This window comes from Pseudoalteromonas sp. B131b (assembly GCF_037162545.1).
GTDB classification, from domain to species: domain Bacteria; phylum Pseudomonadota; class Gammaproteobacteria; order Enterobacterales; family Alteromonadaceae; genus Pseudoalteromonas; species Pseudoalteromonas fuliginea.
On sequence record NZ_JARLUZ010000002.1, the window covers coordinates 496,921 to 520,316 of the forward strand.

21 protein-coding genes and 1 pseudogene are annotated in these 23,396 nt (G+C 37.1%); 9 read left to right on the plus strand and 13 right to left on the minus strand.

What is annotated here, in order from left to right:
- Window positions 1-134 precede the first annotated feature (134 nt).
- Both P4S65_RS20190 and P4S65_RS20195 read left to right on the plus strand, forming a co-directional pair.
- Entirely contained in the window at window positions 135-1,124 is a 990-nt protein-coding gene (locus P4S65_RS20190; RefSeq protein ID WP_337121030.1) for an LLM class flavin-dependent oxidoreductase, read from the plus strand.
- A 297-nt stretch (window positions 1,125-1,421) separates the two neighbouring features.
- Complete coding sequence (locus P4S65_RS20195) at window positions 1,422-2,435, plus strand: patatin-like phospholipase family protein (protein ID WP_337121031.1); 1,014 nt, start codon at window positions 1,422-1,424, stop codon at window positions 2,433-2,435.
- Window positions 2,436-2,528: 93 nt separating this feature from the next.
- Here P4S65_RS20195 and P4S65_RS20200 read toward each other — a convergent pair whose 3' ends face one another.
- On the minus strand, window positions 2,529-2,960 hold the full coding sequence (locus P4S65_RS20200) for an Lrp/AsnC family transcriptional regulator (RefSeq protein ID WP_007377579.1): 432 nt from the start codon (window positions 2,958-2,960) through the stop codon (window positions 2,529-2,531).
- Between the two features lie 171 nt (window positions 2,961-3,131).
- Between P4S65_RS20200 and P4S65_RS20205 the strand changes: the two genes are divergently transcribed.
- From P4S65_RS20205 to P4S65_RS20220, 4 genes are all read left to right on the plus strand, one after another.
- Window positions 3,132-4,202: an ornithine cyclodeaminase gene (locus tag P4S65_RS20205; RefSeq protein ID WP_337121032.1), complete on the plus strand. Its 1,071-nt coding sequence runs from the start codon at window positions 3,132-3,134 to the stop codon at window positions 4,200-4,202.
- Entirely contained in the window at window positions 4,199-5,110 is a 912-nt protein-coding gene (gene ctlX / locus P4S65_RS20210; RefSeq protein ID WP_337121033.1) for a citrulline utilization hydrolase CtlX, read from the plus strand. The genes P4S65_RS20205 and ctlX overlap by 4 nt, the downstream gene beginning before the upstream one ends.
- A 121-nt stretch (window positions 5,111-5,231) precedes the next feature.
- Complete coding sequence (locus tag P4S65_RS20215) at window positions 5,232-6,638, plus strand: alanine/glycine:cation symporter family protein (protein ID WP_337121034.1); 1,407 nt, start codon at window positions 5,232-5,234, stop codon at window positions 6,636-6,638.
- A gap of 126 nt (window positions 6,639-6,764) precedes the next feature.
- Complete coding sequence (locus P4S65_RS20220; protein ID WP_337121035.1) at window positions 6,765-7,814, plus strand: patatin-like phospholipase family protein; 1,050 nt, start codon at window positions 6,765-6,767, stop codon at window positions 7,812-7,814.
- 88 nt (window positions 7,815-7,902) lie between these two features.
- Here P4S65_RS20220 and P4S65_RS20225 read toward each other — a convergent pair whose 3' ends face one another.
- The 10 genes from P4S65_RS20225 to P4S65_RS20270 form a co-directional block, all read right to left on the minus strand.
- Window positions 7,903-8,358, minus strand: coding sequence for a hypothetical protein (locus P4S65_RS20225; RefSeq protein ID WP_337121036.1), 456 nt, complete (start codon window positions 8,356-8,358; stop codon window positions 7,903-7,905).
- A gap of 567 nt (window positions 8,359-8,925) precedes the next feature.
- The gene (locus P4S65_RS20230; protein WP_337121037.1) at window positions 8,926-9,333 is read right to left on the minus strand and encodes a hypothetical protein; all 408 of its coding nucleotides are present in this window, start codon (window positions 9,331-9,333) and stop codon (window positions 8,926-8,928) included.
- Window positions 9,334-9,750 carry a hypothetical protein gene (locus tag P4S65_RS20235; RefSeq protein ID WP_055012696.1) on the minus strand — a complete coding sequence of 139 codons (417 nt, stop codon included), beginning with the start codon at window positions 9,748-9,750 and terminating at the stop codon, window positions 9,334-9,336.
- 191 nt (window positions 9,751-9,941) lie between these two features.
- Window positions 9,942-10,127, minus strand: coding sequence for a hypothetical protein (locus P4S65_RS20240; RefSeq protein ID WP_337121038.1), 186 nt, complete (start codon window positions 10,125-10,127; stop codon window positions 9,942-9,944).
- A gap of 79 nt (window positions 10,128-10,206) precedes the next feature.
- A complete protein-coding gene (locus P4S65_RS20245) occupies window positions 10,207-11,388 on the minus strand; it encodes a zonular occludens toxin domain-containing protein (protein ID WP_337121039.1) in 1,182 nt (393 codons plus the stop codon).
- 2 nt (window positions 11,389-11,390) lie between these two features.
- Complete coding sequence (locus P4S65_RS20250; protein ID WP_337121040.1) at window positions 11,391-11,708, minus strand: DUF2523 family protein; 318 nt, start codon at window positions 11,706-11,708, stop codon at window positions 11,391-11,393.
- Window position 11,709: 1 nt separating this feature from the next.
- Complete coding sequence (locus tag P4S65_RS20255) at window positions 11,710-13,287, minus strand: hypothetical protein (RefSeq protein WP_337121041.1); 1,578 nt, start codon at window positions 13,285-13,287, stop codon at window positions 11,710-11,712.
- Window positions 13,288-13,399: 112 nt separating this feature from the next.
- Entirely contained in the window at window positions 13,400-13,534 is a 135-nt protein-coding gene (locus P4S65_RS20260; RefSeq protein ID WP_337121042.1) for a hypothetical protein, read from the minus strand.
- 252 nt (window positions 13,535-13,786) lie between these two features.
- Window positions 13,787-14,110, minus strand: a complete 324-nt coding sequence (locus P4S65_RS20265) for a hypothetical protein (protein WP_337121043.1) — start codon at window positions 14,108-14,110, stop codon at window positions 13,787-13,789.
- Window positions 14,111-14,149: 39 nt separating this feature from the next.
- Entirely contained in the window at window positions 14,150-16,141 is a 1,992-nt protein-coding gene (locus tag P4S65_RS20270) for a replication endonuclease (RefSeq protein WP_337121044.1), read from the minus strand.
- Between the two features lie 374 nt (window positions 16,142-16,515).
- Between P4S65_RS20270 and P4S65_RS20275 the strand changes: the two genes are divergently transcribed.
- Complete coding sequence (locus tag P4S65_RS20275; RefSeq protein ID WP_337121045.1) at window positions 16,516-16,866, plus strand: DUF3693 domain-containing protein; 351 nt, start codon at window positions 16,516-16,518, stop codon at window positions 16,864-16,866.
- Window positions 16,867-16,958: 92 nt separating this feature from the next.
- Here P4S65_RS20275 and P4S65_RS20280 read toward each other — a convergent pair whose 3' ends face one another.
- Complete coding sequence (locus P4S65_RS20280; protein ID WP_007583197.1) at window positions 16,959-17,522, minus strand: YSC84-related protein; 564 nt, start codon at window positions 17,520-17,522, stop codon at window positions 16,959-16,961.
- Between the two features lie 148 nt (window positions 17,523-17,670).
- On the opposite strand from P4S65_RS20280, the pseudogene P4S65_RS20285 reads away from it, so the two are divergent.
- Window positions 17,671-18,881 (plus strand): annotated as a pseudogene (locus P4S65_RS20285) (tyrosine-type recombinase/integrase).
- A complete protein-coding gene (locus tag P4S65_RS20290) occupies window positions 18,881-20,080 on the plus strand; it encodes a cation:proton antiporter (RefSeq protein ID WP_008138990.1) in 1,200 nt (399 codons plus the stop codon). The pseudogene P4S65_RS20285 and the gene P4S65_RS20290 overlap by 1 nt, the downstream one beginning before the upstream one ends.
- A gap of 140 nt (window positions 20,081-20,220) precedes the next feature.
- On the opposite strand, the gene ydiJ is transcribed toward P4S65_RS20290, so the two are convergent.
- A complete protein-coding gene (ydiJ, locus tag P4S65_RS20295; RefSeq protein ID WP_337121046.1) occupies window positions 20,221-23,268 on the minus strand; it encodes a D-2-hydroxyglutarate dehydrogenase YdiJ in 3,048 nt (1,015 codons plus the stop codon).
- Between the last annotated feature and the right edge of the window lie 128 nt (window positions 23,269-23,396).

The following is a 23,396-nucleotide window of genomic DNA, read 5'->3' on the forward strand; positions in this document are numbered from 1 at the left end:
AGAGCAAAATAACATATACCTATTTTGCTCTAATACCACTGCGTAACTTGAATTGACCTAATAGCAGACCCATTTAAGTGTTTTATGCTAATGATGTAATCCATTATTAGCATGCATTTTTAGGAGCTGCTATTTTGTTAAATTCCATTCCTTTTTCGTTATTAGAACTTGCCCCCATGATCAAAGGGGACAGCGTAACTAACACTCTTCATAAAAGTACTAAATACGCTCAACGCGCAGATGAGCTTGGCTTTAACCGTTTTTGGCTTGCTGAGCATCATAATATGCCAGGTATAATTTGTGCGGCCACTTCAATTTTGGTTGGTCACATTGCAGGTAATACCAAAAAGATACGCGTTGGATCGGGCGGTATTATGCTGCCAAACCACTCCCCATTAGTTGTTGCTGAACAATTTGGTACATTAGAGAGTTTATATCCAGGGCGAATAGATTTAGGACTCGGGCGTGCCCCAGGTAGCGACCCTGTAACGAGTCGTGCATTAAACAACGATATGAGCCGTGCAGAAAACTTCCCTGGTGAAGTAACTGAGCTGCAAACATTGTTAGGTCCTTACAATGGTACGCATCCTATACGTGCTATACCGGGGGAGGACACAAACGTGCCTATTTGGTTATTAGGTTCGAGTTTATTTAGCGCGCAACTAGCGGCGCAAAAAGGGTTACCGTACGTATTTGCAGGGCATTTTGCACCGCGCTTCGTGCACGATGCAATAGCGCTGTATAAGCGCGAATTTAAAGCATCAAGCGTAATTGATAAGCCATACGTAATGCTTGCACTGCCTTTAGTGGCTGCAGATACCGACGATGAAGCGCAATACTTGTCGACTACTTCTAAGCAACGTGTACTCGAACTTATACGCGGTAATGAGCTGTGGCTAAAACCACCTGTTGAAAGCATGGACGGGTTATGGAGCGAACAAGAACGCGCTCATGTAGAGAACTTTTTAAGCCTAAGCGTAGTAGGAGGACATGTAAGTATTAAACACAAGTTAGAGATGATAGCGAAACAGCTAGAAGTAGATGAGTTTATATTTACCAATGATGTATTCGATAGTGAAAAACGCCACCGTGCACTCGAAATTTTAATGGAAATAAAACATTAGCTCAAAAACTATTAGTTTAGATAGTGTAGTTAAGCAAGCGTACACCTTGCCTCTGTTAATGTTGCAGGCATCAATTAAAGAACATTCATTTATACATTGAATTAATTTATGTGATGTCTGCAAAGTTTAAAACCAGTCTTTTTTTAAATAACTAGCTTATAGTAAGTGGATTTAGTAACTATATAGCGTTCTGTTTTATCAATCGAACTGATTTAAACAATCCGTTTTAAGATATCACTTTTATTTTTTATAATGTATGTGTTAAACCAAACATCATTAAATAAAGGTAGGTTCACCGTGAAGTCTCTAAATAGCGCAACAGCTAATTCAGTTAACAAAACAGCGCAACCAAAAGTTGCACTGGTTGCTGAAGGTGGCGGGCAGCGAGGGATCTTCACAGCGGGCGTACTTGATGCGTGGTTAGAGCAAAGCTATGACCCTTTTGATTTATTTATTGGTACTTCAGCGGGTTCGCAAAACTTAACTAGCTACTTAGCGCGTCAAAAAGGCTACGCTAAACGCCTGATCAGAGGGCTTTCGCGTAATAAGCGTTTTTTTCAGCTTGGTCGCGGATTAGTGGGTAAACATATAGTTGATTTAGATTGGTACTTTGACAAAACCACTGAAGTAAACAGAGCTATAGATTTCAAAACAGCTAAAACTAGTTTAGGTGAGCGTGAACTACTTATAACAGCTACAAATGCACGAGACAGAAAAGCTTATTACTTATCGCCAACTGGTGATAGTGGTCAATGGCGTGATTTGTTAAAGGCTTCTAGCGCACTGCCGTTTTTATACAAACAAGGTGTAAAGTTAACACCTTGGTTAAACGCAAAAGCAGCGAATGAAACACATCTTGTTGAAGAACAAGCACAGAGCGATTTTTATCTAGACGGCGGTTTAGCCGCACCACTACCCGTGCGTGAAGCTTACAACCGAGGCGCTCGTAAAATTGTTGTAATAAGAACAGTTGACGCTAATTTTCAAGCGCAATCTGCATGGGTGCAAAAGCTAAGAACATTTGCTATTGCATCAGGTTATTGTCCAAAAACATTGGACTACTTAATACAGCACGAAAAAGCGTATTTAGATGAGCTTGAGTTTATTGCAAATCCACCAAGTGATGTGGAAATAATACAAATTTTTGCAGACGAAAAACTGCATAGCAAATTATTAGGTAGTTCAAATAACGATTTACGTTTTGATCATAAATTAGGCTTGGCTGCAGGTCGATCTTATTTAGCGCAGCAAAGCCAATTTGAGATCAGCAATACGCATAACTACTCACAAAGCGAGTATCGTTACAATTAAGCCAATCGGATACCCAAATCATGAATAATACTGGAACTTGAAGTTGCAGTATTATTCATTCAAAAATTTTTCAATTAAAATATTAAAAATAACTTAAGTTGATGAAAGCAATATGCTTGTTTCACTATTTAAAATACCGTCAATTTCGCGTACTTGCCTTAACACTCCATCAAACTCACTTAAGTTTGCAGCTTGAAGCTCTGCAACTAAATCCCATGCACCATTGGTGGTGTGTAATTTTATAAGCTCGGGTATTCCGCGCATTGTTTTAATTACTTGTGAGGTAGATTTACCAACGACTTCTATCATCATAATTGCGCGCACGGCTTCTGTTTCTATGTGTTCGTGAACGCGTACAGTAAACCCTAATATAGCGCCTGAGCTAACTAATCTGTCTAACCTATTTTGCACTGTCCCGCGTGATACATTTAAAGAACCGGCTAAAGCTGAAATAGAAGCGCGGCCGTCTTTTCGTAATTCTGCTATTAAAGCATTATCAAGAGAGTCATAAATATAGGGAGTCATAAATCAAACCTTTAAAAGAAGTTACTGACCAAAATACATAAATTGTACATAACTACATAGCAAAATGATAAAAATCAGTACTATTTGTGTAATTAATTGCCATATTAAATAGCACGTAGCCTCGCTAAACTTGTTTTAAATTAACTAATACATTATTCAAGAGGTTTCAGCATGAGTCATTTTATAGCACAGCCAAAACAAGGCGTTCCATTTATTAGCGTTCAGGCAATGGCTAAGCATATAAATAGCTTAGGGGTCGAAAACGTTTTGCTAGATCTAACACATAAATTAGAAACCGACTTTGCCCGTTGGACGGAGTTTGATAAGTCACCTCGCTATGCAGCACACTCACCAGAGGGTGTAATAGAGCTAATGCCAGTGAGTGATGGCCAAATGTTCAGCTGTAAATATGTAAATGGTCACCCAAAAAACACCTTAAGAGAACTTCAAACAGTCGCTGCATTTGGTATTTTAGCCGATGTAGATAGTGGCTATCCGGTTATGATAAGCGAAATGTGTTTACTAACAGCACTACGTACAGCCGCAACTTCTGCAATGGTAGCTAAATATTTAGCACCTAAAAACTCAACAACCCTTACTTTAATAGGCAATGGCGCTCAATCAGAGTTTCAGGCACTCGCTTTTAAAGCGGTACTAGGTATTACGCATATTCGTTTATACGATATAGATAAAAGCGCCTCTAAAAAAGCATTTGCTAATTTAAGTGCATGCGGATTAAACGTGGCTATTTGTAATAGTGTACAAGAGGCAGTAAAAGGGGCTGATATTATCACTACCTGTACTGCTGATAAAACTAACGCTACTATTTTAACAAACGACATGATCCCACAAGGTGTGCACATTAATGCCATAGGTGGTGATTGCCCAGGTAAAACAGAGTTAGATGCTAGATTGCTTGAGCGTGCTAATGTATTTGTTGAGTACGAGCCGCAAACTCGAATAGAGGGCGAAATTCAACAAATGAGTCCAAGCTTTACAGTAACTGAGTTTCATAAAGTTATTAATAAGCAGTCGCTTGGTCGTACTAGCCAAGATGAATTAACCATTTTTGACGGCGTTGGCTTTGCGAGCGAAGACTTTACAGCACTGGTATTTATACGTGATGAGTTAATTAAAACGGGCGAGTTTGCTTTGCTTGATTTAATTACACAACAAGCGGACCCTCGTAATTTATTTTCAGTGCTTAGTGATCAACCATTAGTAAAAGAGCACGTGGCATGAGCGAAGTAAACCAAGCCCCCAGAGCTGTAGTGATGGTAAGACCGCATCACTTTACATCTAACCCACACACAATGCTCGATAACGCATTTCAAAGTGAATGCTTAGCACAAAATCAAAGTGAACAAGCATTTAAAGAAGTGACTAATGCCGTACAAATATTAAAAAATGAAGGGGTAACAGTTCACCTTTTTGAAGATGAGCAAACACGCACTCCCGATTCAGTTTTTCCTAACAATTGGTTTTCAACTCATCAAAGTGGCCAATTAATAATCTATCCAATGTTTGTAGAAAACAGAAGGTTAGAATATCGAAAAGATATTATTGATTTTTTAACGGATCACTATAAAGTGTCTTTAGTGACTGATTATTCATTTTTATCGAAAGAAAATTCATTCCTTGAAGGCACTGGTTCACTGGTTATCGATCATCAAAATAAACTCGCTTACGCGGTAGAATCAAAAAGAACTACCAAGTCGGTGGTTAATACAATATGTGAGCAATTAAAACTATCACCCATAGTGTTTAACGCATATGACGAACAAGGAACTGCGGTTTATCACACTAATGTTTTAATGTGTATTGCTACAAAATTTGTAATGATCAGTTTAAATATGGTGCCAATTAATCAACGTGCACAGTTAGCTAAACATTTTTTAAAAAGCCATCATCAAGTTATCGATTTAACGCTTGAGCAAATTAATAACTTTTGTGGCAATGCTATTGAGCTACAAGGTAAAAATGGTCGTATTTTAGCCTTATCGCAAACTGCGTTTAATGCACTTAAACCGGCACAAATAACAGTTATACAAAAAACGGCTAAGCTTGTGCCATTACCAATACCGACTATTGAGTCGGCTGGTGGCTCAGTTAGGTGCATGATTGCAGGAGTTCATTTGCAAAATAAATAATGTATAGTTTTAAGGCAGCTTAGCTGCCTTATTTGCATTAAATTTTTAGTCGATGTCGTAAGCAAATGCCGTTATACCCAAAAAAGGGTATTAATATAAAAAATATAAGAAGGAATTAGCAATGTTCGATACCGTCGTCAAAAGCGTAAACAACCTTTTATGGGGAGAAGGGCAAGTACTTATTTATATACTCTTGTTTACGGGGGTATGGTTTTCAGTACGACTAAAAGCAATTCAAATACTTAAATTTAAACATATGTTTAGCCTTTTAAAAGGCAGTAGCAAATGTAAAAAAAACGACATTTCATCATTCCAAGCATTGTGTACAGGGCTTTGCGCACGAGTAGGTACTGGTAATTTAGCCGGTGTGGCGGTTGCAATTTCACTTGGCGGCAGCGGCGCTATATTTTGGATGTGGGTAATAGCCATATTGGGTATGGCTACAGGCTTTGCCGAAAGTGTACTTGGGCAAGTATATAAAGTGCGTGATAGTGGCGGCGAGTTTAGAGGCGGCCCTGCGTATTATATTCAACAAGGTTTGGGTAGCCGGGCGTTTGCCATTATGTTTGCCGCGTGTTTGTTTTTAGGTTACGGCTTTACGTTTAGCGCAATGCAAACTAACACAATTACCGACGCACTTAACTACGCGTTTGAAGTTCCTACATTTTATTCAGGTCTGGTTATTACAGTACTAGCAGGCTCAATTATACTCGGTGGCTTTAAAGCAATTGCCCGATTTGCAGAGCGCGTTGTACCAATAATGGGCATTGTATTTGTACTTGCTGCGGTAATTATTACGATTATAAATTTCACGCAAGTACCCGCCATGCTTAAAGATATATTTTTATCAGCGTTTGGTTTACAAGAAGCTGGCGCCGGTGCAATGGGCGCTGCGATTAAAAACGGTATTCAACGTGGTTTATATTCTAATGAGGCCGGTGCAGGTAGTGTGCCGCATGCTTCAGCAAGTGCCAGCCCAATTCCTAATCACCCTGTAACGCAAGGTTACATACAAATGCTAGGCGTATTTTTCGATACAATCGTACTGTGTAGCTGTACCGCGGTGATCATTTTATTAGCCGATATAGACATAAGCGGTGAAATGGAAGGCATTCGTTTAACACAAAGCGCGATGACTGCTCATTTAGCACAAGGTGGTGTTTACTTTGTAGCAGCCGCTATAACCTTATTTGCTTTTACATCGGTAGTGGCAAACTACGCCTATGCAGAGAGCAACTTGCACTTATTTAAACTCGACAACAAAGTAGGGCGCGGTATTTACACTTTGCTGTATTTATCAATGATGTTGTGGGGCGCATCGGCCACATTAAAAGAAGTCTGGGATTTAGCCGATATTGCCTTAGGGTTAATGACAGTGGTTAACGTTATCGCTATTATACTGTTAACGCCGACTATTTTGTCTGTTACGAGCGATTACCACGCACAAATAGACAAAGGTTTAGAGCCCGAATTTAAAGTAAAAGATGTAAAAGTACAGGGTAAATGCGAAGACGGCATTTGGGACTAATTCAGCACACTTAACTACAAAAAGCGGTTTTATGGCAACATAAAGTCGCTTTTTGATTTGCATAAATATTCACTTTCAGTATTGTAAGAAAACTATAGCAACCAAAATAAAGGCACAATTTTTTAGATGATCGAGATTCACGCAGGGAAAACAGCGGCTAAAATTATTAACGAACAGGGCTTTAAACCAGAACTTTTCACCTCATTTTTAGGTGCAAGTGGCGGTCCTAAATGGTTTACATTATTTGGCTTAGATAAATATATTTTTGGTGAATTTTTTAAAAGCCGTACCCAACCACTTAATTTAATTGGCTCATCTGCTGGCGCTTTTCGCTCTGCGTGTTTTGCACAAAACGATCCTGTTGCTGCGATTGAGCGCTTAGCAAAATCGTATTCGCAAACGCGATATTCAAGTAATAAACCTACACCAAGTGAAATCACAATAAAAGCGCGCGCATTACTTGAAGATGTTTTTGGCGATAACGGCGTAACCGAAATTATAAATAACCCAATATTTAAAGCGCACTTTATAGTAGCAAAATCGAATGGCTTTATTGCCAGCGAAAATAAACTTATACAACTTATGGGCTTGTCAAAAAGTTATATGTTAAACCGCGTTAACCGAAAATTATTAGGTTCGCAGTATGAGCGTTTTATATTTGGCCCAGCAACAAGTGACTTATCAATTACCGATAGCTACAATTTTAAAACGCAAAACATAGCGCTTACTCAAAATAATTTAAAAGACGCGTTACTTGCATCGGGCTCTATACCACTTATCATGCAAGGCATAAAAGATATTGCAGGCTCGCCGCAAGGAATATATCGCGATGGCGGAATAATTGATTACCACTTTGATTTAAAAATTAATAACCCAGGCTTAATTTTATATCCGCATTTTAATAGTGAGCCAAAAGCAGGGTGGTTCGATAAAAATTTAAAACGTAAAGTGTCACCACTTAATTACGATAACGTAGTGATGATCACCCCATCAAAAGAATTTGTAGCAAGCTTACCCTACGGAAAAATTCCAGACAGAAACGACTTTACCGATCTTGATGCAGATACACGCATTAAATATTGGAATACCGTTTTTAGTGAAACTGAAAAATTGGCTGAGACATTTGACGAGAAATTAAATAACTTAAATTTTGATATTAAATCATTAATATCATGACGACTAAAAAATATCCTATGTTATAAATTAAAAAAAGGGTGATAAACCCTTTTATTTTCAGCGCTTAAGCATCTTATAAATAATAAGTTTAACCAAAAACAGTCATGTGTTTATTTTTATAATCTTCTAACTCTAAGCAAATTACATGATATTTGTAAAAATCATTAAGAAGAAAATTCATACCTGAATTATTGACCATTTGTACGAAAGCAGGACTCTTTAGGTTATCGGAAGTTTTTAATAGCGAACAGGATTCTAATTTTAAGATGATATGTGCATATTCACTTTGCAAAAAAAGTGTTAAAGAAATTATTTTTTCAATTGAAGATCGAGTTTCCTCGCATCTAAAAATAATATATTCTCTCCAATTTGTATTTCTATTTTCTGTAGCGAGTAATAAAGGCGCTTCATCAGCTAGTGCTAAATTAGAAAGTATTTTATATAAGTCTTCTTCTCTTAGTTGAGGGGCCGTGGCCGTATCATAATTTTTATTACCAGTTAACCTTTGATCTAAAGAAATCATTAGGCTTTTATGTTCAGACAATACTTTATCTGTTAGACCAGATATATATGGCAAAGTATATTGAAAATCTTTCCTTTCTTTTAAATGAACAACAATGAAGTAGAATATATAACTGGAAATAAATGAAACAGATAAATTGAAATGTAAATCTTCATATTTTTGACCCCAGCTTACTATTGAGGGAATATTCGAAGAAAATAACCCAACCAAAATAACAGATGAAATAGAGAATATTAAAGCTAAATTTAGGTATATATTTTGGGGGAATATTTTTTTGGTATCATTCTAACTTCCTAGTTTTTGTGATAATTCATTAATTATATCTAGTAATTGGCATTGTAGCTAAGATAAATAAAATTTTATGTCTTATTTTATGTTTTAAATATTTTTTACATAGTTAGGTTTTTTACCATTTATATCTATGTTTATTTAAGCATTGGGAAATTTAGATTTATATACAAGATTAGGTGTGCTGGTATTATACATTACAAAACAACCCATAAATTACGGTACGTAATACATAAAAAAAGGGCGAAAAGCCCTTTATTATTAATAGTTTAGTTTTTATTTTAAGTGTGACAGTTTGACTTAGTTATAACCTTTAAGATTAATAGTCGTGGCAGACATGCTTGGCGGTTTTGAAGCTCTTTCACATGCGCCTTCCATCATTAATTTATTTCTGTCGGTATTTGAAGAGTTATATTGTCCTCTCCAGAATGAGCAAATTTCATTGTTAGTTCTCTGGGCATTCCTTATCACTGCTTCTCTTTGTGAGTTTTGCTTACTGATAATTTGATTACGGTTTTTTTCTTTTAAAGCTTGTGTTTGAACTCTAATTGATGCACTTTTAGACTCTAACCTAGATTGTTTCATTGCTGAACTTGCAGCATCAGCAACAAGCTTTAGTTTATATAAATCAACGGCTTCATCGACTCCCCAAATTGTTAAACCAGCAAGAGTAAGTGAGAAGTATAATTTAAGATAATTGAGTTCCATTTAGCTTCCTGTCCTTTCAGATATTTCACCAATAATATTAAGTAATTGGTCTTGTAAGTCAGATAAATAATTATCCTGTGTTTTGTGATTTTCCTTCAGGGTTTTGTACATAGACTCTGATTTTCTAGCAGACCATTTATAACGATGAACGAGCTGAACATCAGAGGGTTTAACTTCGCCCCAAGGTGTACTCATTGTATGATCATCTACAGAAATTTTACAGTCTGCCCATGCTCCAGTAGCAGGTAAATAACCTCGATAAATAATAGCTGTTAGTTTTTCTACTGGGAGACTGGCTTTACCTGATTTCACATAGCGCCTTACTTGCCTTTCGCTTACCCCCAGTTCTTTAGCACCTTTTGCATAATCATAGCCAAATAAAGAAAGAAACTGTTTATGAAATTCTGATTTAAACATTGTGATTTTTACTCCTTTTAAAAAAATCACAATGGTTAATCATTATCTAACTCCGAATAGGTTTATCAGGGGCGCAAGCGCGGTATCGAGTAACTAAGGGCAGGGGTTGCGCTTCGCTTAGTTACGACCGATTTACGGTAATGCTAAATTAAAATTTGTGTGCGGTCTACATGGCTAAAGCCATCGGTGTATTAAACAGCCTTTTTCATACGGCCAGTTGTAATGCTGCGAGCCATAAAAGGTATATGGTCAGGATTATCAATTAAAAACTCTACCATCTGCTTTATCTCGATTTCTGAGTTGTCAGGTATCCAAAGGGTTACTTTTTTTAACCCTTTGCCTTTTTGCTTTTGTTCGTACTTTTCATTTCTAGTCATAGTGTCACCAGTGACGGGGTTGTTATGTATGTAATTGACTGTGTAGCAAGGACACCTCCCGCAAGCGGGCCCCTCCTCACTACTCTGTCAATTCATTGGTTTCATCAAATACTTTTACTGTTGGTGAATCACACGTTAAAAAGTCATGGAATCTCTTATAACTAATTTCAATAACACAGCTGGAAAGAACAGATACTGAATAGCCAGCTAATAGTAAATCTCTTAATGATAAATTAAAAATATGCTGACCATTTTGACTGGCGCTTAAATAATAATTTTTTGTAAGCTTGCCCAGTTCTGTGTATTCACCCCATCCGACAATATGAAGACCGACTTTGTAAAATGGATGGTTTTTTTGAATTTCGTTATCATCAGGTTTAGGTTCTTCAGATTTAGTTTGTACAGGTTTATTAACACTATTAACTGAAGCGACTTGAGCAGGTAAAACATTAGATGATTGCTGAGTGTTATTAACAGGCTTAACATCGATTTTAGATGCTTTTTGGTTTGCATTTTTTGCTTTTTCTTCGAGACTTTCACCACCAGTTAAAGCACCAATAATTATAAACAAACCGATGGGTAAACAAATTATAGCTCCCCAAATACTCCAATGGTTATACCATTTTTGAACGTCTTTGGTTGCTGCTTCCTGAACTGATTTATTGTTCTTTGTGTGGCTTGTATAAAAAGGAAAATAACGACTTTCATAAACCCGTTCATCAGTTCTAAAAACAGAAGCGTTGGTCGTTCCAACACCATCATGAACTTTTAAAATATATTTATCATCTTGACCCATGTGAGATTTTTTTATGCAGCGATATGACATTTGTATCATATCCCTTATATCTCTATTTACTTTCCTAAAGTTCTGAGTAATTAACATGATGTCAAAACCATAATGACGATGCATACTAAAAAACTCAGTCAGCTCTTTTTCAGTGCCAGTGCTGGGCATGGCCAAGTGGCACTCATCTATAAAAAAGTAAACTTTTTGACCTTGTTCGTTTTGCCAGTCCTCATATTGTATGAAATGGTCTTTTTTTGAAAATGGCCTTTCACCCCCATAATTATGAAATTGACCATCAATTACTTCGATGAGTTCCCTGCAATATTCGCCATAAACATCGCAAAATTTATCGACGTTAAGAGGTAGATTCGTTACTACCTTTCGCTTTTCTTTTGTAACAGTTGGTATTATGTGAGTGACAACGGCTTCGTAGCTTTTGCCCCCTCCTGGTTTGCCTTGAATGCCGTTAATCATTGTTAACTACCTAGTCTAGTAAATGGAATTAATTGTAATAGAACACGAATTGTTAAAGACGTAATTATCATTGTTAAAGCCTGAGGAACGCCAATGGAAGACATAAACCACTGCAAACCGGATGGCATAGTAGAAATATAAGCAGTAAAATTAAGTGAATCAAAATACGAATCAACGCCCGTAAGTGCCAAGTGTGACAAATCTAAAAATTGTTCAAACATCCAAATAGATAAATCTTTATGCATTTCTTGAACAGATAAAACAATACTCCAAAGAAACTGTTTAAATTCATTCCACGTTTCTGCTAACCAATCCAACATATTAACCTCCAAAAATTATACGACGACAAACAAAAGCGGCAGTTATAAAAATACAAAGCTTTAAAAATGGCATTAGCAATTGCCAATCAGGGTCTAGCGTTTGACAACCTAAATTAACGGTTGAGTCAAAACAAATTTGCATATCTGGTGATGAACCACCTGAACTAAGTTTGAATTGATCTAAAAAAGTAAAAAAGCCAGTCTGTTTTATTAATGCGCTCTTTTCATCCCAGACGCCTTGAAATCCATCCTCATAAACAGACTCATAAAAACTAGATGATGCATCTTGATTGAATTGTGAATCAATATCAGTTTCGCCAAAACCTTCGGCAAATTCATCAAAACTATCAGATAATGCTTGTGTATTTTTTGAAGTATTCAAAGTGTTTTTTTCAATACCACCAAGCGCTTTGTTGCCCTCCCCTTGAATTTTTTTAAGCCCTTCAACGCCAGAATTAATACCATTTAAAGTGCTATTTGTTTTATCAATTTTACCACCAATAAAACCAAGCTCGCCTTTGATGCCATCCAAACGCTCATTAGTTTTTGTCATATCTGGTGCTTCAGGGGTTGGGGTTGTAGGTGGTTCACCATCAGTAGGTGGTTTAGGTTTACAGCGACCATTAACACAAACTTCATCTTTGTCAGGAACACCATTACCATTTTTGTCGTCAGGAATACCATCTTCGTCTTTATCGTCATAAGCACAGAAATAAACACCATCCATTGAACCGCAGCCGGATGGGCATTGATATTGAAGCTCACCATGAACTTGTAAAGGGTTGCAACCTTCATTGGGGTCAACATCACAAATCAAAATTTGACCAAGAGAGCCGTAATTATAACAATTAGGGTCGCCGTCATCTTTTGGGGGTTCAGGAGTGGGCTTATCACCATAGTCATTTTCATCACCTGTACATTCTTTACCAGTTGCTGTGAAATTATCACCACCCTGAACATATTGACAACTCAGGCCATTGGAAGGATTTGTATAACATGCATTTTGCCCTTGAGAACCAACACCGGATTTATGAGGGAGCATTGAGTCATTACCAAATTCAGAGCATTCATTATCTGATTGAACAAGAGGTTTAGCACACATGAAGCTGGGATTAGTTCTATCTTTAACTGGAACTGTAATAGTATGTTCAGGACTAATATCTGGGGGACATGAGTACTGTGGAGTACCATCTTTAAAACCCATATGGAGAGTAACTTTAGATGATGAATACTGTCTACAATATTTTTCGCCAGTCCATTGGCTTGTTTCTTCGACAAGTAAATCACGTGTAGACTCAATATAATTATCATAAAGAGAGGTTCGTGGGTCGGAGGGGCAATTAGCATGAGAAGGTTCAAGTAAAGACTCTGCAATATCTGAACAAGTTTGATGCAAAATAGTTAAGTCATTAGAAAATTGTTCTGTTTCATAATGAACAACAATACTTCCAGATGATGTAAAACATGAAAGAATATAAGAGTTCTTAAGCTGTGGTGATTTTAAATCACTCATATCAGGCTCAACAGCAGAAACAAAAAAAGCGCTGATAAGCGCCATTATTAAAATTAAGTATTTCATGGCTGTTATCCCCAACCGAAATTTTTACACACTATAAAACCAGCTAAAGCCCCTATCATCGCAACAATTGTGAGGATAAGGACGACAATTAAGCCGCCCATATTTAACTCCTTTAAACCGCTTTAATGGCGCGTTTACCTAAAATGCCACCTTTAAATGCCATTGCTACACCAATAACAATAACCATTGCACCTGTAACAAATGCTGCTACTGTTGTTAAATCTACTGCCGCGAATATTGCGTCCATTTTTAATTCCTTAACTAAAGTTGTTTTATAACCATTTTGGCGACCTTCGCTTTGTAAGAAAGAAAACCAAAAAATATAATAAGGCCAAAGCCCCAAGTGAATGACCCCCAATTTCGAGAGCCGTTATCTGAATGCTGTTAACATACGCAGCCGCATCATGGCTAGGCACTAAAACGTATCCTGAGCATTGTACTAGTGTTTCGCTTGTTGGGCTTAATGTGCCGTCAGCATTCAAATAAATACATTGCATAACTAGCTTTTAACCTGCTTTGTTTCTGTAGGTAAGCTATGTAAGCGGAAACCTTTCCAATCCATTTGACGTGCTACGTTAGCACCTTCGTAATATTCAATATTGAGTAACACAGGCTTTAAGCCCCAGCCGTTAGGGTCTGACTGTAAGTGCTCAATTTGCTGGTATGTACCATCGTTAAATTGGTCAGCAGATACCTTTACAGATAAAATTTGAGCGGGGTTTTTTGTGTGAAGCTTAAATTCGCCAGTTGTAGGCAGGGGAGCGCCTTTATCATCTGTACGATTAACTTTTACTAGGTCTGTAATAGCGCCTTCAATATTCATAATTTCTCCAATAGGGTTTAGTTTTATTAATAGTTACAGTTAATGACACAAGTCCAAGCTCGCGACTTCGTCGCTCGAAATGTTGCCAGCCAGAGCTTCGTAATCCATGAATAAGCACATGTTTTGATAATCCTCAAGAACGCACGCTTCAAGGAACTGCATATCTTCATCACTAGGTGCGAATAAGCGGCCGTCATCGTGCCAACCTTGTATTTGTTCAGACACACCGCACATGATTTTACGTTGTGATTTAATATCTTTTTCAGTGAGTATCTGGGTAGTACCGCGTCGAGTAATTACTACAACAGCATCCCAAGCAACGCCTAAAATTCGGTTGGCTGGTTGGTCGCCATATTTAGTGGCAAAGTAGGGTGATTTAGATTCACTGCGGCTAACTTCGCCAGTAATTCTGTCTACAATATCGGGAACCTGGTAGTGAATGCGTAAAGTTTGGTCTTTACGTTTAACTTGTACACCACCCATTGCAAGGCAAAATGCTTTCCAGTCTGATGAATCAGCAGCTTGGCGTACCTTTTCAAGTGCGTATTTTGAAACTGTGTCTAGTGTTGTATTCATTGCGTTTGCAACCTCACATTTGCCAGTATCACCTTGGCCTAATCGTCTAAGTTCACGCCAAAGGGTGACTGATGGGCCACCAATTTGCTGAAAACGTCTAATATCAAAAGTGCTTGCCCAAGTAGATGCACGTTCTGCGGCATCCGCTGGAAGTATTTTCATTACACCCGCCTGAGAGCAAATTACTTTATCTATGCTGTCACCAGTCACGGCTTTAGTGATGTATTTAGCAATGTAACCAGCAGCAGAGCCTTTACTTTTATTAATCGTAATAGCCTTAAAGCGGGTGGTGCTTGTTCTAAATTCGGTTGGTGTATCTTCGGTACAAAGCTTTTTAAGGATTGCGCGAACTTGTATCGCTTCACCTTTTTCCATGAATAAAAGCATGTGCCAGTGTGGGCAACCGTCATGATGTGGTTCAACAACACGGAATCCATAAGGGCGTAAATTTTGTTTTGAGAATAGGGCGCGGGCACGTTTCCAAATTCCGTTAAAATATTCCTGTGCATCTTGAGGTGTTGAGCCATCATATTTATTGTTTGGTCGGCCTGTATGATGAACTGCATGAAAACGACTAGGCGCAGACAAAGTATAAAACTCGCCACGATGACCATGCATGTCTGCTAGTTCTTCAAAACCACGAATACGTACCATTAATTCAGCCGCTTGTTGTTTGCCTGATGTGTGCGAACGCTCAATAATTGATTGCAGTGTTTCGAATTCATCAAACGGGTTTGCATCGTTTGGAACAACATATAAATCAGACATTATTTCGGCAGATTTGCGTTTACGTTCTCGACGGTTCTGGATGGTTGGTTGTGACACATAAGCACTTGCTTTTTTATGTACGAGTCTTAAATCTCGGGCTAGTTGCTCAATAGTAAACGCTTGGATTTTACGTAATTTACGACGCCAAAAAATTGGGTCAGCAAAGCGATTTAAAATACCTGTTAAAGAGTCTGCTGCAAAGTGTGTGCAATACGGTGCAGCTAATTCAGGCTCTTGAATATCAAAGGAATTTAAGTATTTAACCAACATGTTAAATACAGATAAAGTATGACCGTTTTTACTTATTTTCAGCTCACAATAACGGGCTTTTTGCTCAGAAATTTCGCATAATTCATCGTCTGAGCATGATAAATTTATATGACCGTGTTTAAAGTTTCCAAGGGTTAAAACAGTATCAGCAGACTTTAAACGCTTGTTTGCTTCTGCTAAATTGTTGAATTTTTCAGCCAAAAAGTAACCGGTACTAAGCATATGAGCAAGGTTTGAATGACGTTCAAAAATACGATTTCGCCATGATTCAAAGTCGAAAAAACGTTCTTTCATTGGCTTAGAAAGGTTTGCAAAAACGTCTTTTGCAGTGCATGCAGGACGTAAATTTGCCGTTAAATTCATTGCTTTTTTTAGCGGGAAAACTTGAGCATATTGGGCGTTAGATAGTGCGTTCATTGGTTAGCCTTTACTTTTTTATAAATAGGAGTGCGAACTAATATGAAGTTTGAAATTATGAAAATAACAGGGAATAAAGAAGTAATTAAAATCTCAATTGCTAAATTATAATATTGATATGCAATTGCAATAATCCCATTCACTAGAAATGCGAATTGAATAATTGCAACAAAAAAAATGCGATTTGAACTAAAAAACTAAATTCGTGCTTAACTGAATTTAATATGTTTTTATCAGAACTCATATCCGTATTTCCCTGTTAAAATGACTAACTTTCACAATTGAACGTCGTGAGTCTAGCGTTCAGATGTGAAAGATGTCAACTTTTATTTTTCAAGAATGAAAGTTATAATGAATTAAGCGAGGAGAAAACTATGAATTTTAGTTACGAACTAATTGAAAAGTATAAAATTTCCAAAGGTTATAGTCAGGATAAACAAGTGATAGCTGATTTTTCAGAATTTACATCTGGGAATATGTCACAGATTAAAAAAGGCACACGTCACTTAACAGCGAATCAATGTATCTTTATGGCTAACACTATTGGAATGGACCAAAAGGAAGCTTTACTAAAACTTGCTATCGAAAAATCAAAATCGAAGGAAGAAGGTCAAATCTGGTCTGATATTGTAAAAAAGATTAGCGCTGCCTGCATTGTGGGAATTCTTGCAGCCGCGAGCTTAACTGGTCAAGTAGTGACCCCGCCTTTGCGGTATCGCAGATAGCCCATAAATTACGTTATGTTAAATTGCATTGGTTTTAATAAAGCGAGCGTGATTATACAAACCACCTCGCTTTTAGGAGAGTAATTTGGTGGTTAATTAAGCTCTGAATCAACCCAAAACTTAGTACCTTTTAATACAGCTTGTAGTGCAAGGCCGTTTTCGGTTACAGAATATACAGTAACTTGATCTGCAATCGCTTCGGCAACCAATGCACCACCTTTATCTTCATATTTAGCTGCTGCATCAGCGTTTCCGCCAAAAGCCCAACCATGTTCAATAAATCTATTTAGTGCAGCTTGGTTATGAAAAACCATTACAACGTTAAAATCTTTAACGCCTAAACCAAGTCCTAAACCGGCTTCACCCATATTCATGTAAGTTGATTTACCTGTAAGATTATTTCTAACAACACCGTAACCACCGCCAAAGCTAGCAAGCACTACATTTACATTCGCGTTATCGAATACAGCATAACCAGCAGAGTTAGCAATTTGTTTTTTAACATCAGGTTTTTCAGCGTATAATTTATCTAATGTGTTTGCTTTCATACTTTGTACAAGTGAACGTTTTTCGCTTGGCGATGCACTACCTGTAGTAGCACACCCAGTTAACGCAACAGTTAAAGCAAGTACACTTAGTATAATTAGTTTTTTCATGATTTTTCCTTAATAAGATATAGCAACCAACAACCATAGAATAATCACGGTATTAAAATAATTAGACCTTTACTATGTCCAATACTAGACAGTATCGGACTTTAACGTTATTCTGTAAGTCTATTATTTAATTGAATATTTATAAATTATGCTTGTTGCTTTGGTTGATACGTTAAAACAATTAAGATATCAAATTGCCCATCTAGATGACGGTACTCTAAATTCAGAATACCCAGAACTTGCATCCTTTATACAGGAAATTGGCTTGACTGTAACTGAATCAAAAGCCGATCTGACATTCTTGTATCAGTTTTTATATGTTTATGGCCGCAAGTCAGAAGCCACTTATAGTCGTTTTCGAAATGAGCTTGAACGCTTTTATTTATGGTCGTGGTTAATAGCAGAAAAATCAGTATTCGATTTAAAACGTGAAGATATTGAAGCTTACGTTGATTTTATGGTCGAACCCGATAAAGCATGGGCTGCAACTTCAGTGCAATGGCGTTATAAAGATGAACAAGGAATTCGTCGATTAAACCAAAACTGGCGCCCTTTTATGCTTAAAGAATCCATTGCTAGTCAGCAAACTTTATCGTCTATGTTTACTGCCTTAAATGTATTTTATAAGTTTGCCCTACTAGAAGAAAAAACATTTGCTAACTTTGTCCCTGTTGTTAAAAAAATAGTCCGTACTTAGTTGTTCAATCACAAATTCAAATTCCTGATACATTAAGCGATATTCAATGGGAATACGTTTTTGGTGTAACGCGTGATTTATGCGAACATAACCCTGATTTAGAGCGAAACTTATTTACGCTTGCCTGCTTAAAAGGTCTTTATTTACGAATTTCAGAATTATCTGAGCGCCCACAATGGTCGCCGGTGATGTCTCATTTTTGGCAAGATAATGATGGTTTTTGGTTTTTACGTATAATGGGAAAAGGTAATAAATTACGAGATGTAACCTTAAGCGATGATTTTGTTGAATATTTAAAACGTTATAGACTATACAGAGGTTTACCTGCCCTTCCCCGTGTTGATGAGTCAGATCCTTTGGTTCATAAAATTCGCGGGCAAGGTGGTATGACCGTAAGGCAAATTAGGCGTTTAGTTCAACAAAGTTTTGATTATGCACAGCAATCATTACTCGATGATGGTTTTAAAGATGATGCTGAACAACTTGGCGCTGCAACTGCGCATTGGCTTCGTCATACTGGTGCAACTCATGATGCGCAAACCAGACCGCTCAAACATTTATCAGAAGATTTAGGTCATTCTAAAATTGCGACTACCGATCAAATTTATATTCAAACAAATATTAAAGAGCGAGCAAAGTCAGGACTTAAAAGGAAAATTTAATGGAGTATTTAGTAATAGCATTTATAGGCGGATTATTTTTAATTTATTCTTTAACACTTCGCCAGTTAGAAAAAACAGAAGTAACAGGCCCAATGTTTTTTGTTGTTGGCGGAATATGTTTAGCTTCAATGCTACCCAACGAAGGGGATAAAATAAAAGAAGGCGTTGATCTTTTATTACCATTTATAGAGCTTACGCTAAGTATATTTTTATTTTCAGATGCAGCTAAATCAAAGCTAAGTGTATTAAGGCATAGTTTTCAGTATCCTAGTTTACTGTTGTTTGTTGCCCTACCCTTAACTTTGTTACTTGGTATTGCTGTTGCTTTATTTTTCTTTGCTGAGCTTTCACTTATTCAAGCAGCGTTGCTCGCAATTATTTTAACACCTACCGATGCGGCGTTAAGTAAAGGGTTACTAGCAAGTACACAAGTGCCTGAAAAAATACGTGAAGGGATAAATACTGAAAGTGGTTTGAACGATGGATTATGTGTGCCCATATTTTTAATATTTATATTACTCGCTAAAAATCCTGATTCAGCTATTACCGCAAAACAAACATTAAGTGTGTTTGGCCGAGAGCTTGGCTTGGCTTTATTAATAGCTATTACAAGTATCGCTGTTTTTATACCGAGTTTAAACTTTGCAATGAAACGTCATTACTTTGCACAAAATACCAGTCCATTTTTATTACTCGGTTTTGCTATGGCTGTTTTTTCTGTCACTCAGTATTTTCATGGCAGTGGATTTATTGCGGTGTTTATTGCCGGTTTATTATTTGATAAATTTTCGACTGAAGAAGTTAGAACAGAATTAATTGAAGACTCAGAGCACATTGCAGATTTTACATCGCTAATGATTTGGTGCTTGTTCGGGTTTGTTTGTGCTTACTTAGTTATTCCGAAATTAAATACTGAAATTATAATTTACGCTTTGTTAAGTACAACATTGATTAGAATAATTCCTGTTATGTTGTCATTGCAGTTTACGGCATTGAATATTAAAGAGCGTTTTACATTTGCGTGGTTTGGACCAAGAGGATTAGCATCAATTGTTTTTACATTGATGGTGATTGATACGCAAATAGAAAACAAATATCAAATAGCGACAATAGCAATGACGACTATTTTGTTTAGTGTATTTATTCACGGTATAAGTACAAAGCCAATTGCAGACAGTTTCGCTAAAAAATCTAAATAGCTTTTATAAAAATTAGTGAATTTTTTGCCGAGGTATCAAGGCGTTTTTCCAGCCTCAAAAACGATCATTTAATTAAGCGAATGGGTATAAATAAAAAAAGGCGTAACTTATTTTTAAGTTACGCCTTTTTTTAACTTTTATTAGCTAAGTACCTGTGCGAGTAATTCAATTGGGTGTTTTGGTTTAAACTTTTCAAAACGTTTAACTTGGCTACGACAAGAAAAGCCCGTAGATAAAAGTTGCTCTGGTTTATTTTTATCTACAATTGGTTTCCAACTCATTTCGTAAAGTGCACGTGAGTTATCCTGATTTTGTGCTTCGTGACCATAAGTTCCCGCCATTCCACAGCAACCTGTATTTGTTGTTTTTAATGTTAAACCAATATCACTGAAAATTGTTTGCCAAACATTTGCCGCTTTTGGCAGTGCAGTTGTTTCAGTACAGTGACTCAGTAATGTAAATTCGGTATCTGTATTATGCTTTGCGCTTAGTGATTTGAACGATTGTGTTTCTAACCATTCATGGGCAAGTTGCACATTAAATTGACCACGGTTATTTTCTAAAATTGTATTATATTCATCGCGGTAGCACATAACGAGTGACGCATCTAAACCGACTAGCGGTGCATTAATATCATTTAATTTATTTAAAAACTCAGCTGCATTTTTAGCTGTAACTTTAAATTCATGCAAAAAACCTTTTACGTGTTGCGGTTTACCATTTGGTTTAAAAGGTAATAGCATTGGTTTTTTGCCAAGTTGGGTTATTAAAGTAATAAAACTTTCTACTAGTTCGGCTTCGTAAAAGCTCGTAAATGGGTCTTGTACTATTAATACATATTCACTTTGTTGCTCTGCATTTAATTTATTTAATAAATCAAAATCAAATTTTTGTGTTTTAGTAACACGCTTTGAAAGTGCAGGAATACTTAACTGTGGTGTATCAACATAGCCAACTGTTTTTTTAATAACATTGCTTACTAATGATGTTTTAACAATTGGATTTATGACTTTAGCGAACTTTGCCATTAATGGCGCGCTGTTTTCTATGTTACCAACAAGGTAATCTTTTAGCGGACGTGCATAATAACTATGATAATAATTTAAAAAGCGCGAACGAAAAGTGGGTACATCTACTTTAATTGGGCATGCTGTTGTACATGCCTTACATGCTAAACATTCATCCATTGACGCTTTTACTTCGTGAGAAAAGTCGTAAATACCTTTTCGTTTTTCGCGGCTATGAACAAAACGTTCCCACCAGGTGATTACTTCACCTTTGTTAAGTTGCTTTTCTACTTCGAGCAAATCTACATTTTTTGACTCTTGTAGACGAAGCCATTCGCGCATTAAACTTGCGCGTCCTTTTGGTGAATTACGGCGATCGCCAGTTACTTTATACGATGGACACATAGGTGAATTTTCATCGTAATTAAAGCATATGCCATTACCATTACAGGTCATTGCATTGTTAAAACTGGTTTTAACTTCTATTGATATTTGCTTATCGAAGTGTGATCTCTTTTGTCCATCCACACTAACTAGTGAGTCTTCACTATCGATAGGAGTACATATTTTACCGGGGTTAATACGATTATTAGGATCGAAAGCTGTTTTTATTTTTCGAAGTTGCGTATATAAATGCTCACCAAAAAATTCAGGACTATATTCACTTCGGTAACCTTTACCGTGCTCGCCCCACATTAAACCGCCGTACTTAGCGGTTAGTTTTACTACCTGATCTGAAATAGTTCTAAGTAGTTTTTCTTGTTCTGGGTCGCACATATCAAGTGCTGGGCGTACATGTAAAACCCCCGCATCAACATGGCCAAACATACCATACTGTAAATTATGACTGTCGAGTAATGCTCTAAATTCGACAATATAATCTGCTAAATTTTCAGGCGGTACAGCGGTGTCTTCCGCAAAGGCGAGCGGTTTTTGGCTGCCTTTTACATTACCTAATAAACCCACTGACTTTTTACGCATTGCGTAAATTTTTAGTATGTCGCTTTTATCACTGGTTAACTGATAACCAATAACGCCATTAGTTTGATTTATTACGCATTCGTCTAGAAGCTTACAAAGCGTGTCTACTTTGTCTTTTATATCATCGTTTGATACTGCATTAAACTCGACCATGTTAAGGCCTTGCATATCTTTATTTGGTACGTCGGTTATTAAATCCGATACTAAATTCCAAATGATATCTTTGCGCGCTAAGTTTAAAACTTTGCTATCAACGGTTTCTACCGATGTTGCACGTGCATCGACTAAAAATGGTGAATGACGAAGTGCTGAGTCAAAACTATCGTACTTAATATTAATAAGCGTTTTGAATTCGGCAATAGGCGTTAGGTTTAATTTAGCTTCAGTTACTATACCTAATGACCCTTCTGAACCGGTGATTAGTCGGCTCATGTCAAAAGTAAGTAAGTCATCACTTAGCACATGCTCTAGGTCATACCCAGTTAAAAAGCGATTTAACCGTGGAAACTTAGCTAAAATAGCTGCGCGTTCATTAACTGATATATCTAAAACTGTTTTATATAAACTGCCAATTAGTGAGTCTTGATTCGCTATAATTTGTGCTTTGTCGATGTCTATTGGGGAGGTGCACATAGGTGTGCCATCGACTAAATAAGTTGTTAGCCCTAAAACGTGGTCGCTTGTTTTGCCGTAAACTAACGAGCCTTGCCCCGATGCGTCAGTACTTATCATGCCACCAATAGTTGCCCTGTTACTGGTAGATAAATCGGGTGAGAAGAAAAAACCATAAGGTTTTAAAAAGTCATTAAGTTGATCTTTTATTACGCCGGTTTGAACGCGTACCCAGCCTTCCTCTACATTTATTTCGAGGATTTCGCGCATATAGCGAGACAAATCTATAACAATACCAGGTGTTAACGATTGTCCGTTAGTGCCTGTTCCACCGCCACGAGGACCAAAAGTTAATGATAAAAACGGGTCGCGAGATGCTGTTTGCAATGCGAGCTGAATATCTTTGTCACTTTTTGGAAAAATAACACCTTGCGGTATTTGCTGATACACACTGTTATCGGTTGAAGCGGTAATACGCGTTGCATAACTTGCGTCGGTATCTCCGGTAAAACCTTGGTTTGCAATGGTATTTAGGTAGTTTGCGACAAGTTCTGTCGCGGCATCTTGCTGTGTAATTGTTGCTATCATGACGGCGATATTTTAGGGCATTTGACTAATTATATCATGGTGATGGCGAATAGAAATTGAAGATTTTACAGTTTGTAACACTCTTTTAGTCGATTTTAATGCAGCTTAAATTATACTCAAATTAACGA